Genomic DNA, 19,919 nt, shown 5'->3' with positions numbered 1-19,919 from the left:
CGGGATGGAAATCGAGCCGCGCGCTCCTCGCACCACGGAGTCGGGCGCGTGGTCCGCGCCGAATCCGGTGCGCAGGAGCGCGGGCGAAATCTCACTTCACGATCAGATTGTTGCGCACCTGCATGACGCCCGCGACGGCGGCCGCGTCACGACCGGCGGCGTCCTTCTGCGCGGCGCTGTTGACGAAGCCGCTGAGCTGACGATCCATGTGGCGACCGATGCGCCGGTGAAATTCATGACGTTCAAGCTGCGCAACGTGTCGGAGCGTCCACGCCGCCTGTCGGTGACGGGTTATTGGGAGTGGGTCCTCGGCGAACTCCGGTCGAAGACGCTGCTGCATGTGCAGACGGAGTTGGAGGTGAAGACCGGGGCGCTGCTCGCGCGCAACGGCTACAGCCCGGAATTCGCCGATCGCGTCGTGTTCCTCGATGTGAGCGATCCGATCCGCACGTTCACGGGCGACCGCCGGGAATTCCTTGGCCGCCACGGTAGCGTGGCTCGCCCCGCGGCGCTGCAGCGCGCGCGCCTCTCCGGCAAGGTGGGCGTCGGGCTGGATCCCTGCGGGGCCATGCAGGTGGTGTTCGACCTCGAGCCCGGGCAGGAGCACGAAACGACTTTCCGGCTCGGTGCCGGACGGAATCTCGCGGACGCACGCGGCCTCATCCAGCGCTTCCGCCAGACCGACGCTGCGCGGACGGCGTTCGAGCGCGGACAGGAATACTGGCGCCGCACGCTCGGTGCGGTGCACGTCGAGACGCCCGATCCCGCGGTGAACGTGATGGTCAACGGCTGGCTCCTCTACCAGACGCTCGCCTGCCGGATGTGGGCGCGCACGGGGTTCTACCAGTCCGGGGGCGCCTTCGGTTTTCGCGATCAGTTGCAGGATGCGATGGCGCTTTTGCACGCCGAGCCAGCGTTGGTGCGCGAGCATCTGCTGCGCGCGGCCGGCCGGCAATTCCGCGACGGTGACGTGCAGCACTGGTGGCATCCGCCCGGCGGGAGGGGCGTGCGCACGCACATCTCGGACGACTACCTTTGGCTGGTTGACGCGACCTGCCGTTACGTCGCTGCCACCGGCGACACGGGCGTGTTGGACGAGGCGATTCCGTTTCTGGAGGCGAGGGCGCCACGACCCGAGGAGGAGTCCACTTACGAAGCGCCGCATCGCTCCGACGAGGCCGCGACGCTCTACGGGCATTGCGTGCGCGCGCTCGAACGTGCGGGGAATTTCGGGGCGCATGGGCTGCCGCTGATGGGCGGCGGCGACTGGAACGACGGCATGAACCTCGTCGGCCACGACGGCCGCGGCGAAAGCGTGTGGCTGGCGTTTTTTCTCCACGACGTGCTGACGCGTTTCGCGCCGCTCGCGCGCAGTCGCGGCGAGACGGCTCTCGCGGACCGCTGCGAGGCGGAGGCGGAAGGGTTGAAGAGGCAGGTCGATGCCCATGCGTGGGATGGACGCTGGTATCTGCGGGCGTGGTTCGACGACGGCACGCCACTCGGGGCGGCGGCCAATGAGGAGTGCCAGATCGATGCGCTGCCGCAGAGTTGGTCGGTCATCAGCGGAGCCGGCGATCCCGGGCGCGCGAGACAGGCGCTCCGGGCGGTGGAGGCGCGGTTGGTGGATCGGGAGGCGGGCTTGGTGCGGCTCTTCACTCCGCCCTTTGACCAGTCCCGGCTGAACCCCGGCTACATCAAGGGCTATCCGCCGGGCGTGCGGGAGAATGGCGGCCAATACACCCATGCGGCCGTCTGGACCGCGATGGCTTTTGCGCTCGCCGGCGAGACGGAACGCGCGTGGGAAGTTTTTCACCTGCTCAATCCGGTGCGACATGGCGACTCCGCGGCTCGGATCGCGACCTATCGCGTCGAGCCCTACGTCGTGGCGGCGGATGTCTATGGCGCGGCTCCGCACGTGGGCCGGGGCGGCTGGACGTGGTATACCGGTTCGGCGGGCTGGATGTATCGCTTGCTCCTCGAAACCTTGCTGGGCGTGACGCGCGAAGGAAATCAACTGCGTCTGACACCGCGGCTGCCGGCGGCGTGGACGGGCTGCAAGATCGACTACCGGCACCGCGAAACGGTGTATCGTCTTTCATTCACGCGGCTGCCGGCGGAGACCGGAGCAGCGCTCGTGCTCGATGGACGAGCGGTGGCGGGAGCCGTCATCGAACTCGTCGACGACGGCAAGGAGCACGCGGTGACCGTCCGCGTATCGTAGGCTGCACCGCGCGATGCCAGGTCGGTCCCGGCGGCGTGCGCCGAAGCGTCGCGAATCAGCGCGCGGCGTCCGACGGGGAGTGGGTGAGCCGATGCGGCTCGAACCATTGCGCGGCGTTCGGCGCGCCGACTTCGGGCGCCGCGTATTTTTCCGCGAGGAGTTTGCGCACGCTTCCGCGCGCGCGCGCGAGCCTGCTCTTCACCGTGCCGATGCAGATGCCAAATTCGCGGGCGATCCGCGCATAGGAATGTCCGCTGAGATTGCGGCGGGAGAGTATCTCGCGCTGCAGCGGGCTCAGCCGTTGCATGGAGGCGGTGACTTCCGCGAGGAACTCCCGATGAATCGACATGCGTGCGGGATCGGGGGCCTCGCTGGCGATGAAGTCGGCGATGCAGGAGGTGCCACCGGGGCCGAGGCGGCTGTCGAGTGCTTGCGTGACGTGCCGGCGGCGGCGGTGGAAATACCAGTAGCGGTTGCACGAAAGGTTCGACGCGATGCGGTGCAACCAGGAGGCGAGCGAGGATTCGCCGCGAAACGAGGCGAGGCCGCGATAGGCGTGGAGAAGGGTGTCCTGCGCGATCTCCTCGGCATCCGCGCGGTTGCCGAGGTAGCGCTGGGCGATCGCGAGCAGGCGATCGCGATGCCGGGCGGCGATCTCGCCGAACGCGCTCTCGTCGCCCGCTTGGAAGCGGCGCACCAGTTCCGCATCGTGGAGCGAGGAGGGAGTCAAAATCACTCCGCTGTTCGGTCGGGTCGGGACAGGAAGGGAGGATGGAGGGCGGAACAGGACCATGAGTTCCTTCCAACTCTACCGGAGACGCGAAGCTCGCGGCATGGGGTATTGAGCTACCGACCCGGCGTGCGGGGGCGAAGCGGTGCGACCAACTCCGCGGAAGTGAAGCGCGGTTGACGATCGGAGTGGGCGCAGATTCGCGCGCGAGCGTTAGGCCGGGTGATGGAAGCGGTGTCCGTCAGCGTCGGGGCGCGGGGGCGTTCAAATTCGATAGGTTGATTTGGACCCGGAGCAGCCGGGCAAGTTTGACGTGCTGGCCGATCAGGGCCCGCAAGAAACCACTGACGCCTGAGGTGCTCGCCCGTCGCTCGCCATGCAGCTGGCTGAGCAATTCGTCGTTCCGCGCCAGCAGCTCGACGATGAGGGCGTCGTTGCGCCTAGTCCGTGGAGCGGGAGGAAACGGACGTTTCATCGGACGTGCGATTGGGGAGGAGCGATCAGGGCGTCGAAAACGCGAATTCCCGCGGCGAGCACGAGCTCGCAGCGGGAATCTTGGCCGCGCGAGCGCGGCTCGAGGGGAGGAGGAGAATCTCGTTCAGCTCTTGACCGTCATATTGTTCGTGACGCTCATCACGCCGCGAACGTCCTTGGCGAGTTTGGTCACGAGTGACTTTTCGGCTTCGGAAGAAGCGACGCCGGTAATGACGACGGTGGAGTCATTCGTTGTGACCCTGGTTTTCAGGGCGCTCGTGGATTTGTGGCTGAGGAGCGCGTATTTGACCTGGCTGGTGATCGAGGCGTCGTCGATTTTCTCGCCCATCGTCATCGCCGTCGCAGGATTGTCTTTCACCACGATGTCGTTTTGCACCGACTTCACCCAATCGATCTCGCGGGCGTAGACTTCGGTGAGTTCCTTTTGCGCTTGGTTGTCAGCGGTGCCGCTGAGAATGACCATGCCGTCCTTGACGTCGACGGTGGTGGAGGTCGCGCTGACGTTGGCCTTCACGAGCAGGCGGCTGCGGATCTTGAACGCCATCCAGGCGTCGGAATGTTCCGCGTAGGCCGACTCGACTTTGATCTCGTTGTTGATGCGCACGACTCCGGGAAGATTTTCGACGGTGTCCGCCGCGAGGGCCTTGTCGTCCTGATCCTGCACCGTGCCGGTGAGGGTGACGACGCCGTCGTTGGCCTTCACCTTGACGTGATCCTCGAGGACCGTGCGGTAGTTGTAGGAAGATTTCGCCGCGTCCTCGATCTTGCGATCGGTGGAGGAGGAGGCGAGCAGCGCGAGAGGCGTGGCGACGACCGCCAGCAGCAGGGAGAGATTTCTGGTTTTCATAAGTTTTGGGCTGCAGCATACGCCCGGCTGGCAGCGCGGAATATGGGGTGATGTAGGTATCCCGCATGGAGCCGAACTCCGCCGGTTGGCGGTTTCCTCAAGAAGGCGCGATCGACGCAGCGAGGCGGCCCCGTCGCCGTTCGCAGAGCAAACCGCCGACGTAGCCATGAGAGCCGGCCAGATCGAGGCAGGACAGAGCGCCACTCGGAACCGGAGTATGCTGCGCCACGAACCATCCGAACGCCTTGGCGTTTTCCAGCATGCTTCGCTGATAGGCCTGCCATTCCGCGGGCGTTTGCTGAGCGTGAAAGTCGATGCCTTTCCCGGAGCGCAAAACGTCCTCCAGGTCTTCGACGAATCTCCACTGCGCCGCGCCGTATTCGACGAACGCTTCGTAGCTTTCGGGCGCGGCGGGACCAAAGTAGCGCCGGCCATGCGTGGTCAAAGCCCACTTGGAGCCGATGCGCGCGACGTAGTCCAATCCTGCGATCACGCGCAGCAACAGGGTAAGGCACTCTCGATCGAGGCCGAGGGCGGTGGCCAACTCCGGCGCGGTCATGTCGCGCTCCGCAAGTTTCCGCAGCACGCCACAGCTGTTTGCGGCCATCAATGCGCGCGCTTGGATGATCGGGAGCGTGGTGTCGAGAATGGGGCGGGGCACGGAACCGGCTTTGAGCGCGAACCATTCAAGAAGGTTGGACGGATGAATGGTGTAGCGCATGACGGAGTCGGGTGGGGTCGTTCCCACTCGTTACGCCGACGTTCGCAACCCGGATGCGCCGGTTTGCGCGATCCGCGGGCGCGTGCTTACCGCGGCCGCGCCCCGAAGCGCACCGAGAACGCGTTCGGAGAGAGGCCATGCACGCTCTTGAAACAGCGCGAGAAATGATAGGGATCGTCGAAGCCGACGCGCGCGGCGGCCTCCTTCACGAGGCCGCCTTCCTCGAGCAGGATTCCCGCTGCGAGCGTCATCTTGCGCCGCGTCAGCTCCTGGTAGGGACTTGAGCCCTGAAAGCGACGGAAGAGGCGGCAAATGCTCGACGGGTCGAGGTGAACGAGGGCGGCGAGTTCTTCGAGCGTCTGCAGCGAGGCGGCGCGCTCCTCGATCAGTTTCTTGCAGCGAATGAAGTTTGCGCGAGCGCGGTCGTCGTCCGGACGCGGACGGTCCGCCGGCGCGGCTTCGAAGCGCAGCAGGAGCAGTTCGAGCAGCTTCACGCAAATCGCGGTCGTGTGCGAGTGATGGCGCTGCCCCTCCCGAATCAGATCCTCGGCCACCGCGATCGCCTCGGCCGGGAGCGCGATGTGCCGCACGGTGCCGGGAGCGAGATGCGCGGCGGTGAGACGCGCGCGAACCCGGGTGCCGGCGAGAGCGAAGAAGTATTTGTCGAGCGGATCGCTGGGATCGGTTTTCAACCAGCAGGCCTGATCGCTCGCGCAACTGAAGACCGTGCCGGGGCCAACGCGATGCTTGCGGCCGTCTCCCAGGCGGACGGTGCCGCTCCCGCGCACGACGAGTTCGACGACGTGAAATGGATAGTTTTGCCGATCGACGAGATAGTCGGGACTGCAGCGCTCGCGGCCGGCCAACGCCACCGTCCACTCGACGCCGCGTTTCGGCGCGAGGTCGGGAAAAATGTAACGAGATCCGGCGACGTGCGATGCGAGCAGGCGGTCCAGAATCGCGGGCGAGGGCGGCGGATTGCGGGGCGGGTAGCGGTCAGCCATGCGGTCAATAATGTCCATCTGCGGGTCAGGATTGTCCATTCAAAGCGGCACGCCGGCCGGCTATGATGTCCATCACCCAATCTGTGCGATGAAAAACACCCCCTCGAAGACCGTCCTGCTCGTCGCGAACGGCGACCTGCGTCAATCCGCCAACGAAAAATGCTGGCCCGCGCAAGCGGCGATGGAGAAGCAGCTGGCCGCGGCGTTGAAGCGTTTCGGTTACAAGTTGGAGCGCGCGCACCCGTATGATGCGAAGCGCCAGCACGGTTTCATCGGTTCGCAAAAGGAGGGCCTCGAGGTTTTTGCGCGGATCGATCCGAAGAAGCCGCTGATCGTCGCGGAGTCCGTCTGGCAGTATTCGCATCACTTGCTGCCGGGACTCGTTTCGCATCGCGGACCGATTCTCACGGTGGCGAATTGGTCGGGCACTTGGCCGGGGCTCGTCGGCATGCTCAACTTGAATGGATCGCTCACCAAGGCGGGCGTCGCTTACTCGACGCTGTGGAGCGAGAACTTCGATGACGCCGCGTTTCTCGGAGGATTGGAGCGTTGGCTCAAGACCGGCAAGGTCGCGCACCGCACCAACCACGTGCGCTCGCTCGCGCGCTGCCGCGTGCCGGTCCGTGCGCGCAAGGTCGCGGGCGGTCTCGCGAAGGAGCTCCAGACGAAGAAGAGCATCATGGGCGTCTTCGACGAGGGCTGCATGGGGATGTTCAACGCGATCATCCCGGACGAGCTGCTGTTCCCCACCGGCGTGTTCAAGGAGCGCCTCTCGCAGTCCGCGCTCTACTACGGCGCCACGCAGGTCTCGGATCAGGAGGCGCAGGAGGTCTTCGACTGGTATGTGCAGCGCGGACTGAAGTTCCACTTCGGCACGAACGAGGAAACCGACCTCACGCGCCGGCAGGTGCTTTGGCAGTGCAAGACCTACATCGCCGCCGTGCGCATCGCCGATGAGTTCGGCTGCGACACGATCGGCATTCAATACCAGCAGGGTTTGAAGGACCTGCTGCCCGCGTCCGACCTCGTCGAGGGCACGCTGAACAATGCCGACCGCCCGCCCGTGCGCCGTGCCGACGGCAGCATCATCCGCGACGGCGAGCCGATCCCGCATTTCAACGAAGTCGACGAATGCGCGGGTCTCGACGGGCTGTTGACCTATCGCGTTCACAAGGCGCTCGGCCAGCCGGTCGAGAATACGCTGCACGACCTGCGTTGGGGCGACTTCGACCGCTCGGGCACCACCGAGGAATACGTCTGGGTGTTTCTCATCTCGGGCAGCGCTCCGCCGGCGCATCACGTCGGCGGCTGGGCGGGCAGCGACTCGCACCGTCAGCCGGCGATGTATTTCCGCCTCGGCGGTGGCACGCTGCGCGGCGTCGCGAAGCCCGGCGAGATCGTTTGGAGCCGTTTCTTCGTCGAAAAGGGCAAGCTGAAGATGGACCTCGGTCGCGCGAAAGTCATCACGCTGCCCGAAGCCGAAACCGAGCGCCGCTGGCAGGAGACCACTTATCAATGGCCGATCATGCACGCCGTCACTTATGGCATCGACCGCGACCGCATGATGGCGCGTCACAAGGCGAATCACATCCAGGTCGCCTACGCCAACTCCGCGGCCGAAGCCGATCTCGCGCTCTACACGAAGGCCGCGCTCGCCGCCGCGCTCGGCGTCGAGGTTTCGCTTTGCGGCACGAAGGCCGACGGTTCCGCATTTTAGCCGTGAGTCTTTCCACGCTGCTCGATCTTTCGCGGGAACTCGGCGCTCCCGAGCGCCAGCTCGCCATTCTCGGCGAGGGCAACACTTCGTGCCGCCTCGAGCACGGAGATTTTCTGGTGAAGGCCAGCGGCAGCTCGCTGGCCACGCTGACGGAGCAGGACGTCACGACCTGCTCCGCCGCGCCGTTGATAGCGTTGCTCGACGACGCGGCGGCCGGTGACGCGGAGGTCGACGCGACGCTCATGCGTTCGCGGCGGCAGCCGCAGGACAAAAAGCCGTCGGTCGAGGCGGTGTTTCACGCGTGGCTGCTTGGCCTGCCGGGCGTGAACTTCGTCGGGCACACGCACCCGATCGCCGTCAACGCACTGCTTTGCTCGGCGCACGCGCGCACGTTTGCGGCGAATCGCCTTTTCCCCGACGAGATCGTCTGCTGCGGGCCGGCGAGCGTGTTCGTGCCTTACACCGACCCGGGACTCGAACTCGCCCGGGCGATCCGCCACGAGACACTCGCATTCCAAGCGCGTGTCGGGCAGCTCCCGCGAGTCATCCTGCTTGAAAACCACGGCCTGATCGCGATCGGCCCGACCGCCGCGGCCGTCAAGGCCGCCACGCTCATGGCTGAAAAGGCCGCGAGCATCTTCATCGGAGCCGCCAGCGTCGGCGCCGTGAAGTTCCTTTCCCCTGAGCAGGTCGCGCGCATCGCGGGACGCTCGGACGAGCATCATCGACGGAAGGTGCTCGGAATCTGAGTCGCGACCTTCGCCGCCGACCGAATCGATGCCACCGCCGGAAAAGTCTCGAACGGTCAAACGACGTCGAGCTAGCGGCGGGCAGGGCAGTGGCGTATAACGCCCTCTCGTCCGTCGCGCGTGGTGCGCGTCCGATCGTTTCGTCAGACTCTCTTCATTTATGAACTCCAGCTGGCTGCATCCTCGGGAACAACTCGTAGCGACGATGGCGCGCATCTACCGCCTGCGCATGACGACCACGTCGGGAGGCAATCTCTCGATCCGTGACGAAGACGGTAGCATCTGGATCACGCCGTCGCGCGTCGACAAGGGCAACTTGACGGCCGGCGACATCGTGCGCGTGTGGCCGGATGGCAAGACCGAGGGATTGCATCCGCCGTCGTCGGAGCTGCCGTTTCACGCGGAGATTTATCGTCGCCGGCCGGACCTGAAGGCGATCGTGCACGCGCACCCCGGCGCGCTCGTCGCCTTCTCGATCTGTCGCGAGCTCCCCGACACGCGCGTGCAGACGCACGTCTTCGATGTGTGCGGCAAACTTGTATTCGCTCCCTATGCTTGCCCCGGCACGCAGCAACTCGGCGACAACATCGCGGCGGCGTTCGCGACCGGTGCGGCGTGCGTGCTGCTCGAGAATCACGGCGTGGTCGTCGGCGGTTCGGACCTGCAGGACGCGTTTCAGCGCTTCGAAACCCTGGAGTTTCTGGCGCAAACGCTCGTGCGCGCCAACGGCCTCGGCCCGCGTCTCGTCGCTCCGGCGTCGGCGCTCGGTCGCGACACGATGCCCGAACTCGCGGCGCTTCCGCCGCATGTGCCCGGCACGACCGAGTTGCAGCTCCGCGGCGACATCTGCCGCTACGTCCAGCGCGCCTACGCGCAACGTCTGCTGATCAGCACGGCGGGGGCGTTTTCGGCCCGGGTGCAGGGCGATGCCTTCGTCATCACGCCGCGCCGGCGCGATCGTCTCGAACTGGAAGCACCGGGCTTGGTGCGCGTCGAAAACGGCGCCGCCACGGCCGGTCAAAAGCCGAGCCGCGCGGTGCGGCTGCACGCGGAAATCTACGCCCGGCATCCGAAGGTCGGCGCCATCATCAATGCGCAGCCGATCCACGCCTCGGCGTTCTGCCTGACCGACGAGCCGTTCAATCCCAACACGATTCCCGAAAGCGCGGTCGTGCTGCGCCAAGTGTTGCGGCTGCCGTTCCTTCGCCTGGTCGAAGATGCCGCCGAGATCGCGAGTCGCGTTTCCCTCGAGGGAGCGCCGGCCGTGCTCATCACCAACGAGGGTGTCCTCGTTGTCGGGCGGACCTTGCTCGAGGCCTTCGATCGCCTCGAAGTGCTCGAGGCGACCGCCGAGGCGCTGCTGCTCGCGCGGCCACTGGGCCGGCTCGTGCCGATGCCCGAGAGCGCGATCGAGGAGCTGCGGCGGGTTTTCGGCTGATTTCGCCATCCTGTCCCGAGCGCCTCGCGGCGTGTCTCGAGGCAAAAGTCCCGCCGGGTGACGTGTTTAGGCGCAGGTTCTTGCGGAATTTTCGAACGAGACGGCGCCGGCCGGAGATTTCCTTTGACACCCCCCCGCGCGACTCTCTTCTTCTATCGCTTTTATGAAAGTCGTTTCCTCCATCAAATCCGCCAAGACGCGTCACCCGGACTGCCAGGTCGTCCGCCGCAAGGGCCGCATCTACGTCATCAACAAGACCGACCCGCGCTACAAGGCGCGCCAGGGCTGATTAACCCGAATTTCCTGCCATGAAAGCCCAAGGCCATCCCGCTTTGAACAACGTTTGCTTCCTCGATATCGGCACGGGCAAGCGTTTCCTCACCAAGTCCACGATGAAGTCCGCCCGCACCGAGAAGATCGACGGCCAGGACTACTTCGTCATCGTCCGCGACGTCACGATGGATTCGCATCCCGCCTACACCGGCGAGAAGCGCCTCGTCGACACCGCCGGCCGCGTCGAGAAGTTCACCTCGAAGTTCAAGCGCGGCGCCGCCAAGAAATAAGCGCGCGCGAAGCGACTTTCCCGAAGCCCTCCCGATGTGGAGGGCTTTTTCTTTGGCCGGAATCGGGAACCTGAGACGCGGAAAAAGTTCGGCGCGGTCGTCGTCGGCTGTTTTCGTCAGCACCGTGTCTGACGTGAAACTCCTCTGCTTCGACTGCGATTCCACCCTTAGCGCCATCGAAGGCGTGGACGAATTCGCCCGCTTGCGCGGCGAGGAGTGCTTCCGTCAGAGCGAGCAGATGACGCGCGACGCGATGGATGGTCGCATCCCGCTCGAACAGATTTTCGGCAAACGCCTCGAGCTGATCCGGCCGGCGCAATCCGACGTCGCGCGCATCGCCGAGCTCTACCTGCGCGAGATTGAACCGACGGCCGCCGCGACCGTGGTGGCGGCGAAGGCGGCGGGCTGGACGCCGTTGATCATCAGCGGCGGCTTCGTGCAGGCGATCCGCCCGCTGGCCGACTTTCTCGGCATCGCGCGCATCGAAGCGGTGGAACTCCGGTTCGACGCGGCAGGAGCCTACGCGGGTTTCACGCCTCACCCGGCATCGCGCAAGGGCGGCAAGCCGGAGGTGGTGCGCCGTTTGCGCGCGGAGTTGCGCCCGAGCCGCGTGATCGCAGTGGGCGACGGCGCCAGCGATCTCGAGATGCGCGACGAGGTTGACGTTTTCGTCGGCTTTGGGCGCTATGCCGAGCGTGCGGCCGTGAAGGCCGGTGCGCACCGCTTCGCTTACCGCCTCGACGAAATCCTTCCTTTGCTCGCGTGATCGCCCGACTGCTTCGCCTCACCTTTCTCGCTGCGCTGCTCGCGGCGGTTTCCCTTTTCGCGGCTGGGGCCGCTCCGGCGGAAGTTTTCCCGCGCGCCATCGACAGCTACGCCGCGATGCCGGGCGCTTCGGTGTGGGAGGTGGTGAGGGCGCGCGCGACGGCGGAGCCGTTCAATGTCGTGGCAACGCTCATCTTCGTGCTGGCGGTCCTGCACACCTTCGCCAGCGCAAAAATCCGCCACTGGGCGCACGTGCTCGAGGAGCGCCATGCGGCGCGTTTGGAACGCAAGCCGGCGCGCGCCGATCACAATGACGATGGCCAGCCGGACGAAGTGAGTTTCTGGGGGCAGATCCTGCATTTTCTCGGCGAGGTCGAGGCGATCTTCGGTTTCTGGGTCGTCGTCTTGCTCGGCGCGATCGTGTGGTTCAAGGGGCTCGACACCGGAATCCACTATCTGGGCAACACGGTGAATTACACCGAGGCGTTGTTCGTGGTGATCATCATGACGCTCGCGTCGACCCGCCCCGTGCTGCGGCTCGCGGAGCAGACTTTGCGGCTTGTGGCGTCGCTCGGACGCGGCCGGCCGGTCGCCTGGTGGCTCTCGATTCTCACGGTCGCGCCGCTGCTGGGCTCGTTCATCACCGAGCCGGCGGCCATGACGATCGCGGCGCTGCTGCTCGGGAAGCAGTTCTACGCGCTGAATCCCAGCGCGCGTCTAAAATACGCCACGCTCGGCCTGCTGTTCGTGAACGTCTCCATCGGTGGCACGCTGACGCATTTCGCCGCGCCGCCGGTGCTGATGGTGGCGGCGGCGTGGCAGTGGGACATGGCCTACATGTTCACGCACTTTGGCTGGCATGCGATCACCGGCATCGTGTTGTCCAACGGCGTCTATTTCCTCGTGTTCCGTCGTGAACTGCTCGCGCTCCAGCCCGCGGCCGATGTGGGCGCGGATGGCGAGCCGGTGCCGGCGTGGGTGACGGCGGTGCATCTCGCGTTTCTCGGTTTTACGGTGTGGATGGCACATCATCCGGCGCTGTTCATCGGCGGCTTCCTGTTCTACCTCGCGTTCGCGCAGGCCACGGCGCACCACCAGAGCCGGCTCGATTTGCGCGGGCCGATGCTGGTCGGCTTCTTCCTCGCAGGTCTCGTGGTGCACGGAGGATTGCAGGCGTGGTGGATTCAGCCGGTGCTCGGGAGTCTCGGTGAGTTGCCGCTCTTTGCCGGGGCGACGGTGCTGACGGCGTTCAACGACAACGCGCTCATCACGTATCTCGCGACGCTGGTGCCGGGCTTCACGGAAGAACTGAAGTTCGCGGTCGTCGCCGGAGCCGTCACGGGCGGCGGTCTCACGGTCATCGCCAACGCGCCGAATCCCGCGGGGCAGTCGATTCTCCAGCGCTATTTCCCGGAGGGCGTGTCGCCGCTCGGGCTTTTTCTCGGTGCGCTCGTGCCGACGCTGATCGTGGCGTTTTCGTTCCTCGTGCTCTGAACGCCGGTCGCGCTCAGAGCTGGATGGGCATGCCGACCTCGATGATTTGCATCGGGGGAAGGCGATAGTAGTCGCGCGCCTGGCGGGCGTTGCGGCTGAGGAGCGAATAGAGGCGTTTCTCCCAATGCCACATGCGCGACTCGCCGCCGGTGATGATCATCTCGCGGTTGAAGTAGTAAGTGGCCTCGTTGAGCTTGATCGGAACGCCGGCGGCCTTGACCTGCTCCATGAGGCGCGAGACGTCGGGCGATTCCATATAGCCGTAGCGGCCGATGGCGCGCCACACGCCGTGGCCGATTTCGGTGACGGTGAGACGCTCGTTGTCGGCGATGTGTGGGACTTCCTCGGTGACGATGCTGAGCAGGACGACGGTCTCGTGGAGGACCTTGTTGGCCTTGAGGTGGTGCAGCAGCACGAGCGGCGTGCCGGTGGGATTGCCGGCCATGAAAACGCCGGCGCCGCGCACGCGGGTGATGTGCTCGCTGCGCGCGATGGAGCGGAGTTCGTCCTCCGTGACGCCGTTGGCGTAGATGCGGCGGAAGATCTCCTCCTTGCCCGTTTTCCACGTGTGCATGACCGCGATGACACCGAGGGCGATGAGCACCGGGAACCAGCCGCCATCGGCGAATTTGTGGAGATTCGAGGCGAAGAGCGGGACGTCGATCGCGAGGAAGAGCGCGCAGAGCAACGAGGCCTGCCAGACGGGCCATTTCCAGTTCAGGCGCAGCACGGCGTAGAAGGCCAGGGTCGTCACGACCATCGTGCCGGTGACGGCGATGCCATAAGCCGCCGCGAGGCGCTCGCTCGAGCGGAACGCGAGCACGACGTAGATCGAGCCGGCGGCGAGCAGGCCGTTCACGAGCGGCAGGTAGATTTGGCCGGATTGGTCGGGGTTGGTGTAGTTGATCATCAACCGCGGAAAATAGCCGAGTTGGATCGCCTGGCGCGTGAGCGAGAACACGCCGGAGATCATCGCCTGGCTCGCGATGATGGCCGCCACGATCGAGAGCAACGTGAGCGCGAGACGCGGAGCGCCTTCCGGCACGAGGGCGAAAAACGTGTGCGTCGTGTCGTCCGGGTGGGCGAGGGCGCGGGCGCCTTGCCCAAAATAGTTCAACACGAGCCCGGGAAACGCGCAGAAATACCACGCCTGCGCGATGTGACGCCGGCCGAAGTGCCCCATATCCGCGTAGAGCGCCTCGGCGCCCGTGATCGCCAACACGACGGAACCGAGCAGTCCGGCCGATTCCTGCGGGTGCGAGAGCAGCAGTCGGATGCCCAGCCGGGGATCGAGCGCGACGAACACGGCGGGATTGTCGATCACGTGCCAGACACCGAGCAGCCCGAGCACGATGAACCAGATCAACATCGCGGGGCCGAAGATGCGTCCGATGCTTTTCGTTCCCTTGAATTGGACCGCGAACAGGCCGCCGAGGATGATCGCGGACAAGAACGGCACCCAACTCGCGAAGCCCGGCGTGAACGTGTTGATGCCCTCCACCGCGCCCATGACCGAGATCGCCGGAGTGATGATGCCGTCGCCGTAGAGCAGCGCCGCGCCGAGCAGGATGAGGACGGTCATCACCCCCATCTTGGCGCGTTGCCGCTGGCCGTGGCCGAGCGCGAGCAACGCAAAGATGCCGCCTTCGCCGCGGTTGTCGGCGCGCGTCACGAACACGAGATACTTCACGATCACGACGAGCACCATTGCCCAGAAGACCAGCGAGAGCGCGCCGAGCACGCCTTGGGCGCGGTCGACGGGCGGCAGGTAGTTCATGCACTCGCGCAACGCATACAGCGGGCTCGTGCCGATGTCGCCGAACACGACACCGAGCGCGCCCAGGGTCAGTCCCGCACCCGCTGCGGCAGCATGGCCTTTACCTTCTGCTTGCATTGAACCGGCGACTGTTGGGCAACCCGCCGCCGCTCGCCAGCCGTTTTCTCCGGCGACGACTTACCGCTTGACGCCCGCTCGTAAAAAACGGGCGCACCCGCGAAAACGTTTGCCGCTCAGCTGTTTTCGCGAACGTTGGGGGCATGATTCCCGCCTGGAAAACCGCCAAGAACTACGAGGACATCATCTATCAAAAGGCCGACGGCATCGCGAAAATCACGATCAACCGGCCCGAGAAGCGCAACGCGTTCCGTCCGCAGACGGTGTTCGAGTTGCACGATGCGCTGCTCGATGCGCGCGAAGACCAGAAGATCGGCGTCGTGCTGCTCACCGGCGCCGGCCCGGCCAAGGATGGCAAATACGCTTTCTGCGCCGGCGGCGACCAATCGGTCCGCGGACACGGCGGCTACATCGATGCCAAAGGCGTGCCGCGCTTGAACATTCTCGAGGTGCAGAAGCTGATTCGCTCGATGCCGAAGGTCGTGATCGCGCTCGTCGCCGGTTGCGCGATCGGCGGCGGCCACGTGCTCCACGTGATGTGCGATCTCACGATCGCGGCGGACAACGGCATCTTCGGCCAGGTCGGCCCGAAGATGGGCAGCTTCGACGGCGGTTTCGGTTCGAGCTATCTGGCGCGCATGGTTGGCCAGAAGAAGGCGCGCGAAATCTGGTTCCTCTGTCGGCAATACAACGCGCAGGAGGCGCTCACGATGGGACTCGTCAACAAAGTTGTCCCCGTCGCCGAACTCGAAGCCGAAGGCGTCGCTTGGGCGAAGGATATCCTCCAGCGCAGCCCGCTCGCGATCCGCTGCTTGAAGTCGGCTTTCAACGCCGAACTCGACGGCCAGAGCGGCGTGCAGGAACTCGCGGGCAACGCCACCATGCTCTACTACATGACCGAGGAGGCGAAGGAGTTCATGACTGCGCAGAAGGAGAAACGGAAACCGAAGGCCGAGCAGTTTCCGTGGCTCCCTTAGGCGACGAGCCGGTCATCATCCGCCCGGCCGCCGCGGCCGATGTGCCGGCATTGTGCGGGCTCGTTCTCGAACTCGGTTATGCGGGCGCGACTGAAGAGGTCAGCCGGCGGCTCGCTCGTATTTTGGCGGACGACGATCAAGCCGTCCGCGTCGCGGAGCGCGGTGGCTGCGTGGTTGGCTGGATTCAAGTGCAGGCGACCAAGCTGCTGGAATCAGATCCGCGCGGTGAGATCGTCGGCTTGGTTGTGACGGCTGCGGAAAGACGACGCGGCGTCGGTGCGGCGCTGGTTCGCGCCGCAGAGGAGTGGGCGCGCGGGCACGGCCTGACGCTCATGGGCGTGCGCTCGAATCAGGTGCGGCTCGACGCGCACCGGTTCTACGAGCGGCTGGGATACGCGGTGACGAAAACCCAGTTGAGTTTCCGGAAGAAACTCTAGGTCGGATCAGCCCGAGGTGTGGGCCGTATCTGCACTCTCGGCCCAGACGACGAGCCAGCCGCTTTCCTGGTCGGAGTAGACGATCGGCGTCGCGCTCGGGTCCGCCACCTCGACGTAGTCGGCGCGAGCCGCGAATTCGGTGCCACCGGCGTTGGCCAAGTTTCCGCCCGGCACCGTTCGGCCGACGAACAGCGCGAGTGCCACGGCGGCGGCCGCGGCGAGCGGTGCGGAAATCCAGACGATCGGTGCAAGACGAAGTTTTTCGCGGCGCGGCGCGGAGGCGCTGCTCGTCGCATTGATTCGTGTTTGGACGGCGCGCCACTCAGCGTCGACGTCCGGCAGCGGCACCGCCGCCACGTCGGTCCGCAGCGTATTCATGGCCGCAGCGAGTTCGGCGCGGTAGGCGCGGCAAGGCGCGCAGGACGCGAGGTGCGAAGCCAGTTCGGCGTGCTGAGCAGGAGTCAGCACGCCGTCGTTTTCGGCCAGCAGCAGTTGTTGGGCGCTGCGACAGTTCATCGATTCAGAGATTACCAGCGGCGATAGCCGCGATTGTTGTGATAGCCGTGATCGTTGTAGGCGATCCAAACGCGCTCGGCGCGGACTTCGTAGTGCCCCTCGACGTAGCGGCGGTAGGGCCGGCCCCAGTGGTCGCGCTCCATCGTCCAGAAGCCGGGCACCCAGACGCGGGTGTGCACGTCACGCCAGTAACCGCGGGGCGCTTCGCAGCGGTAGCCATCGCGATACCCGGCCTCGACAACCACGGTGTCAGGTCCGCGGTGGTTGTCGGCGAGGACGCTGCCGACGATGACGCCGCCGATGAAACCGCCGATGGCCGCGCCGGTGTCGTTGGCTTTGGCGGTTTGCGGGGTGGCGAGGGCGAAAAGAGTCACGAGCGCAAGAGCAAGGGTGGTGAGTTTGGTCTTCATGGGTTGTTCCCGTGTTGGGTTGCTCATGAGACGCGTGTTTTCGCGGGCTTATTCAATTTTCTGCGGCGACCTAGTCGGCCACGATGAAAACGGCGTAAACCTCTCCGGCAACGCGACCTGTCGGAGGGCCGCCGAGCACCGCGGGCACGCCCGCACGCCGGAAAGTGATGCCGGTGTTGATCAGGTTTTTTTTGCCGATGTTGGCGGACCAACGGACGCGGAGCTGGCGGGGATTGTCGCCCGCCTCGAACGTGAGTTCGTGGCCTTGCCCGACCAGGAGCGTGACGGTTTCCTTCGGCCCGATTTCGCCGCGGTCGCTGCCTTGGTATTCGAAGGATTCGAAGCGCATCAGGCGGCGCAGCGTGGGCTCGTAGTCCGCCAGGCGCGGGTCGCTCTTCCCGTCGCGTTCCTGGGAGGCGGTGATGAGGAACGCGTGCAACCGCACGCGCTCCGCGGCGTGGGCGCGCACCGCCGGGGCCAGTGCCAGACCGAAAAGGAGCAGCAGGATGAAGGTGAGACGGGTGGTTTTCATCGGGAAGGTTTCAGTTTCTGGGCGAGCATTTTCCGTGCGTGATAGAGCCGCGACATGACGGTGCCGATGGGCAGCTCCATCGCCTGCGCGATTTCCTCGTAAGTGAGGCCCTGCACCTCGCGGAGCGTGAGGACGGCGCGATGCTTGGGGGGCAGCGCCTCGAGGGCGCGCTGGAGTTGCTCGCGGCGTTCGCCGCCCTCGGCTTCGTCGCGGGCGGTGGTTTCGGTCGACGGCTCCGCAACCATCACCGCCTCGGGCGGCGCGTCTTCGCCGGCACTGGCGAACGGCAGGAACCGGTCGAACCAGCGGCGACGCTTGCGGAGATGATCGAGGGATTTGCGCACGGCGATGGGATGGACCCAGGTCGTGAACTTCGCGTCGCCGCGGAAGCGCGGCAATTCCTGCCAGACCTTGACCCAAACCTCCTGTGTGACGTCGCGGGCGTCGTGTTCATTCCGCAAAATGCCAAACACCGTGTGAAAAACGGGTTCGTAGTGGGCGCGCATGAGCTGGCCGAACGCCGTCTGGTCGCCTGCGCGGGCGCGCTGGAGCAAGTCGGGGTCGTTGGCGGGACTGGGGTCGGGTTCCGGCACGGGACGCGATGGACAGGGAAGGGTGGCGCGCTGTTCCCTAGCCGAGCGTCACGCGGGCGTCGAGCGGGAGGTCGACGTGCACGAGACTGCGATTCACGGCGCGCTTCCACCAACCGCGGTGGCAAAATGGATACGCCTCGCCGAGCGCGATGTGGTTGGCGGCGTTCTCGTCAAGCAGCGGGTGATGAAAGACGCGGCGCGCGTGCGGCCACGTCGGCGCCGGGGCGCCGAGTTCGCTCGCGAGCAGAGCGATTTCGCCGAGTCGCGCGGCGCCACGGTCGGTCGCGAGCAGTTCACGGAGCAAGTCGGCGTTGGTGCGCGCGGTGGAGGCCACAACGCGGCCGGCGCGAAACTCCAGTTCGATGCCCTCGATCGTGGTGCCGGCGTGGCAGACGGGCCGCGCGACGCGGACGCGGCCGCTCGCGGTCCGACAATCGGGCGCGGTGAAAACTTCCTCGGTGGGCAGATTGACCACGTGGCGCACACCGCGTTTAGTGTGCTGCGCGGCGGTGCACCAGTGGTGTTGGGGCGGGAGTTTGACCGTGAGATCGGTGCCGGGACCGGTGAACTGGAGCGTGGCGTGACGCGCGGCGTTCAGTTTGCCGGCCGTGGCGACGAGACGTTCGAGGTGATCGTTCCAGCGAGCGATGGTGTCTCCGGTGCCGGTGGCGCGTGCGCTGTCGAATATGCAACGCCACAGCGCGGCGAGGCGCTCCTCGCTCGGGAGGTCGGCGAATGTCAGTGCGGCCCAAGTCGGTGAGGGCGCGGGTGCGATGGACCATTGGGTGGCGCCGCGCACGAGTTGCTGGACGATGGGACCGAAGTGTCGCCACGCGATCTCGTGCTGGGCGGCGAGGTGTGCGGCGGGCACGCCGTCCATGAGACGCGGCTGACTGCCAGTGAGAAAGAAAAACGCGCCGCCGCGACGGAGATGGTGCGCGAGTCGCGAGGTGTTTTGCTCGACCAGGCGATCGAAGGCGCCGCGCTGGTCGGCCTCGGCCATCGCGCGAATTTCGGCCCTTGGGCTCCAGACCACTTCAACCTCTCCGTCGACTGCGAGCGCGGCTCGCTGCACGGCTTCGACCAGCACTTCGGCGCTGCGGGCGACGCCTTGTTGATCGTAGGGATCGGTGACGAGGAGCTTCTGTCCGGGCTGGAGATTCACGCCGACGCGGACGATCGCTTCGGCGTAGTCGCGTAGACGAACTTCGAAGTCGGGCAGCATCTCAGGCGAGGGTGAAGCGCTGCGCGATCGCGCGCGCGGCGTCGGCCGGAGAAAGCTGCGCGGTGTCCAAGCGCAGATCGGTGCGCGGAATCGCGGGCGAGCGGAAGGCCCCGGCTTCGCGCAGCTGCCAGTAGAGCGCGACGTCGGTGAGTTTGCGGAAGCCCTGGCGCTGCTCGCTGGCGAGGCGAGCTTCAATCTCACTTTCGGCGGCTGCGAGTTCGATCGAGAGCAACACCGAGCTGGTGTCGCGCGGCAGTTTTTCGAAGAGCCAATCGATGAATGCCTGCGGAACGGTGTTCTCGGGGTTGAAGGTGAAGATCAGGCCGCCCTCCGAGCGACGCGCCGCTGTGCCGAGATGAGTGCGCCACGCGGTGTCTCGTTCGGCGACAAACGCCGGCGAGCCGAACGCGTGGCGTCGCAACACTTCATCGACCACGAGGTGATTGTGATACAGCTCGTAGCCTGTCAGCGCGGCGAGTTCGCGGCCGACGGTGTATTTGCCGGTGGCGGGAGCGCCGTGGAGGAAGACGAGGTTCATGAAAAAGCCAGCGAGCGGGAGGCTCGCCGGCTGTGGTGGCAATGACGAGTCCT

General features: G+C 65.8%; 21 protein-coding genes. 10 read left to right on the top strand and 11 right to left on the bottom strand.

Annotation, left to right across the window (positions count from 1 at the left end; genetic code table 11):
• Positions 1-4 precede the first annotated feature (4 nt).
• The gene (locus HZA32_00685) at positions 5-2,221 is read left to right on the top strand and encodes a hypothetical protein (GenBank protein ID MBI5422569.1); all 2,217 of its coding nucleotides are present in this window, start codon (positions 5-7) and stop codon (positions 2,219-2,221) included.
• A 55-nt stretch (positions 2,222-2,276) separates the two neighbouring features.
• Here the strand turns inward: HZA32_00685 and HZA32_00680 are convergent, their stop codons facing one another.
• The 4 genes from HZA32_00680 to HZA32_00665 all read right to left on the bottom strand — a co-directional run bounded on the left by HZA32_00680 (position 2,277) and on the right by HZA32_00665 (position 6,018).
• Positions 2,277-2,957 carry a sigma-70 family RNA polymerase sigma factor gene (locus HZA32_00680; GenBank protein MBI5422568.1) on the bottom strand — a complete coding sequence of 227 codons (681 nt, stop codon included), beginning with the start codon at positions 2,955-2,957 and terminating at the stop codon, positions 2,277-2,279.
• A 592-nt stretch (positions 2,958-3,549) separates the two neighbouring features.
• Positions 3,550-4,293, bottom strand: a complete 744-nt coding sequence (locus HZA32_00675) for a BON domain-containing protein (GenBank protein ID MBI5422567.1) — start codon at positions 4,291-4,293, stop codon at positions 3,550-3,552.
• Between the two features lie 97 nt (positions 4,294-4,390).
• Complete coding sequence (locus HZA32_00670; protein MBI5422566.1) at positions 4,391-5,014, bottom strand: hypothetical protein; 624 nt, start codon at positions 5,012-5,014, stop codon at positions 4,391-4,393.
• 86 nt (positions 5,015-5,100) lie between these two features.
• Positions 5,101-6,018: a helix-turn-helix transcriptional regulator gene (locus tag HZA32_00665; GenBank protein MBI5422565.1), complete on the bottom strand. Its 918-nt coding sequence runs from the start codon at positions 6,016-6,018 to the stop codon at positions 5,101-5,103.
• Positions 6,019-6,106: 88 nt separating this feature from the next.
• Here HZA32_00665 and HZA32_00660 point away from each other — a divergent pair, with 88 nt between their 5' ends.
• The 7 genes from HZA32_00660 (at position 6,107) to HZA32_00630 (ending at position 12,744) form a co-directional block, all read left to right on the top strand.
• Positions 6,107-7,735, top strand: coding sequence for an L-fucose/L-arabinose isomerase family protein (locus tag HZA32_00660; protein ID MBI5422564.1), 1,629 nt, complete (start codon positions 6,107-6,109; stop codon positions 7,733-7,735).
• Entirely contained in the window at positions 7,729-8,484 is a 756-nt protein-coding gene (locus tag HZA32_00655) for a class II aldolase/adducin family protein (GenBank protein MBI5422563.1), read from the top strand. Before HZA32_00660 ends, HZA32_00655 begins: the two co-directional genes overlap by 7 nt.
• A gap of 160 nt (positions 8,485-8,644) precedes the next feature.
• On the top strand, positions 8,645-9,922 hold the full coding sequence (locus tag HZA32_00650) for a class II aldolase/adducin family protein (GenBank protein MBI5422562.1): 1,278 nt from the start codon (positions 8,645-8,647) through the stop codon (positions 9,920-9,922).
• Positions 9,923-10,085: 163 nt separating this feature from the next.
• Complete coding sequence (gene rpmJ, locus HZA32_00645; protein MBI5422561.1) at positions 10,086-10,211, top strand: 50S ribosomal protein L36; 126 nt, start codon at positions 10,086-10,088, stop codon at positions 10,209-10,211.
• A 19-nt stretch (positions 10,212-10,230) separates the two neighbouring features.
• Positions 10,231-10,485, top strand: coding sequence for a 50S ribosomal protein L31 (rpmE, locus tag HZA32_00640; protein ID MBI5422560.1), 255 nt, complete (start codon positions 10,231-10,233; stop codon positions 10,483-10,485).
• A gap of 34 nt (positions 10,486-10,519) precedes the next feature.
• Positions 10,520-11,251 (top strand): HAD-IB family phosphatase, encoded by a 732-nt coding sequence (locus tag HZA32_00635; protein ID MBI5422559.1) that lies wholly within the window; start codon positions 10,520-10,522, stop codon positions 11,249-11,251.
• A gap of 116 nt (positions 11,252-11,367) precedes the next feature.
• Positions 11,368-12,744, top strand: a complete 1,377-nt coding sequence (locus HZA32_00630) for a putative Na+/H+ antiporter (GenBank protein MBI5422558.1) — start codon at positions 11,368-11,370, stop codon at positions 12,742-12,744.
• 13 nt (positions 12,745-12,757) lie between these two features.
• On the opposite strand, the gene HZA32_00625 is transcribed toward HZA32_00630, so the two are convergent.
• Entirely contained in the window at positions 12,758-14,638 is a 1,881-nt protein-coding gene (locus tag HZA32_00625; protein MBI5422557.1) for a KUP/HAK/KT family potassium transporter, read from the bottom strand.
• Positions 14,639-14,781: 143 nt separating this feature from the next.
• Here HZA32_00625 and menB point away from each other — a divergent pair, with 143 nt between their 5' ends.
• Together menB and HZA32_00615 are read left to right on the top strand one after the other, a co-directional pair.
• The gene (menB, locus tag HZA32_00620) at positions 14,782-15,615 is read left to right on the top strand and encodes a 1,4-dihydroxy-2-naphthoyl-CoA synthase (protein MBI5422556.1); all 834 of its coding nucleotides are present in this window, start codon (positions 14,782-14,784) and stop codon (positions 15,613-15,615) included.
• Entirely contained in the window at positions 15,603-16,052 is a 450-nt protein-coding gene (locus HZA32_00615; GenBank protein ID MBI5422555.1) for a GNAT family N-acetyltransferase, read from the top strand. Before menB ends, HZA32_00615 begins: the two co-directional genes overlap by 13 nt.
• Positions 16,053-16,058: 6 nt before the next feature.
• On the opposite strand, the gene HZA32_00610 is transcribed toward HZA32_00615, so the two are convergent.
• The 6 genes from HZA32_00610 to HZA32_00585 all read right to left on the bottom strand — a co-directional run bounded on the left by HZA32_00610 (position 16,059) and on the right by HZA32_00585 (position 19,866).
• The gene (locus HZA32_00610) at positions 16,059-16,568 is read right to left on the bottom strand and encodes a zf-HC2 domain-containing protein (protein ID MBI5422554.1); all 510 of its coding nucleotides are present in this window, start codon (positions 16,566-16,568) and stop codon (positions 16,059-16,061) included.
• Between the two features lie 11 nt (positions 16,569-16,579).
• Positions 16,580-16,978 (bottom strand): hypothetical protein, encoded by a 399-nt coding sequence (locus HZA32_00605; GenBank protein MBI5422553.1) that lies wholly within the window; start codon positions 16,976-16,978, stop codon positions 16,580-16,582.
• A 70-nt stretch (positions 16,979-17,048) separates the two neighbouring features.
• Entirely contained in the window at positions 17,049-17,510 is a 462-nt protein-coding gene (locus tag HZA32_00600) for a hypothetical protein (GenBank protein ID MBI5422552.1), read from the bottom strand.
• Entirely contained in the window at positions 17,507-18,103 is a 597-nt protein-coding gene (locus HZA32_00595; protein ID MBI5422551.1) for a sigma-70 family RNA polymerase sigma factor, read from the bottom strand. Before HZA32_00595 ends, HZA32_00600 begins: the two co-directional genes overlap by 4 nt.
• 37 nt (positions 18,104-18,140) lie before the next feature.
• Entirely contained in the window at positions 18,141-19,328 is a 1,188-nt protein-coding gene (locus HZA32_00590) for an aminopeptidase (GenBank protein ID MBI5422550.1), read from the bottom strand.
• A gap of 1 nt (position 19,329) precedes the next feature.
• The gene (locus tag HZA32_00585) at positions 19,330-19,866 is read right to left on the bottom strand and encodes a shikimate kinase (protein MBI5422549.1); all 537 of its coding nucleotides are present in this window, start codon (positions 19,864-19,866) and stop codon (positions 19,330-19,332) included.
• Between the last annotated feature and the right edge of the window lie 53 nt (positions 19,867-19,919).

It is taken from the genome of Opitutia bacterium (assembly GCA_016217545.1).
Lineage (GTDB): Bacteria > Verrucomicrobiota > Verrucomicrobiia > Opitutales > Opitutaceae > Didemnitutus.
Note: the sequence above shows the minus strand (reverse complement) of the source record. Positions and strands in the feature narration are given on the sequence as shown.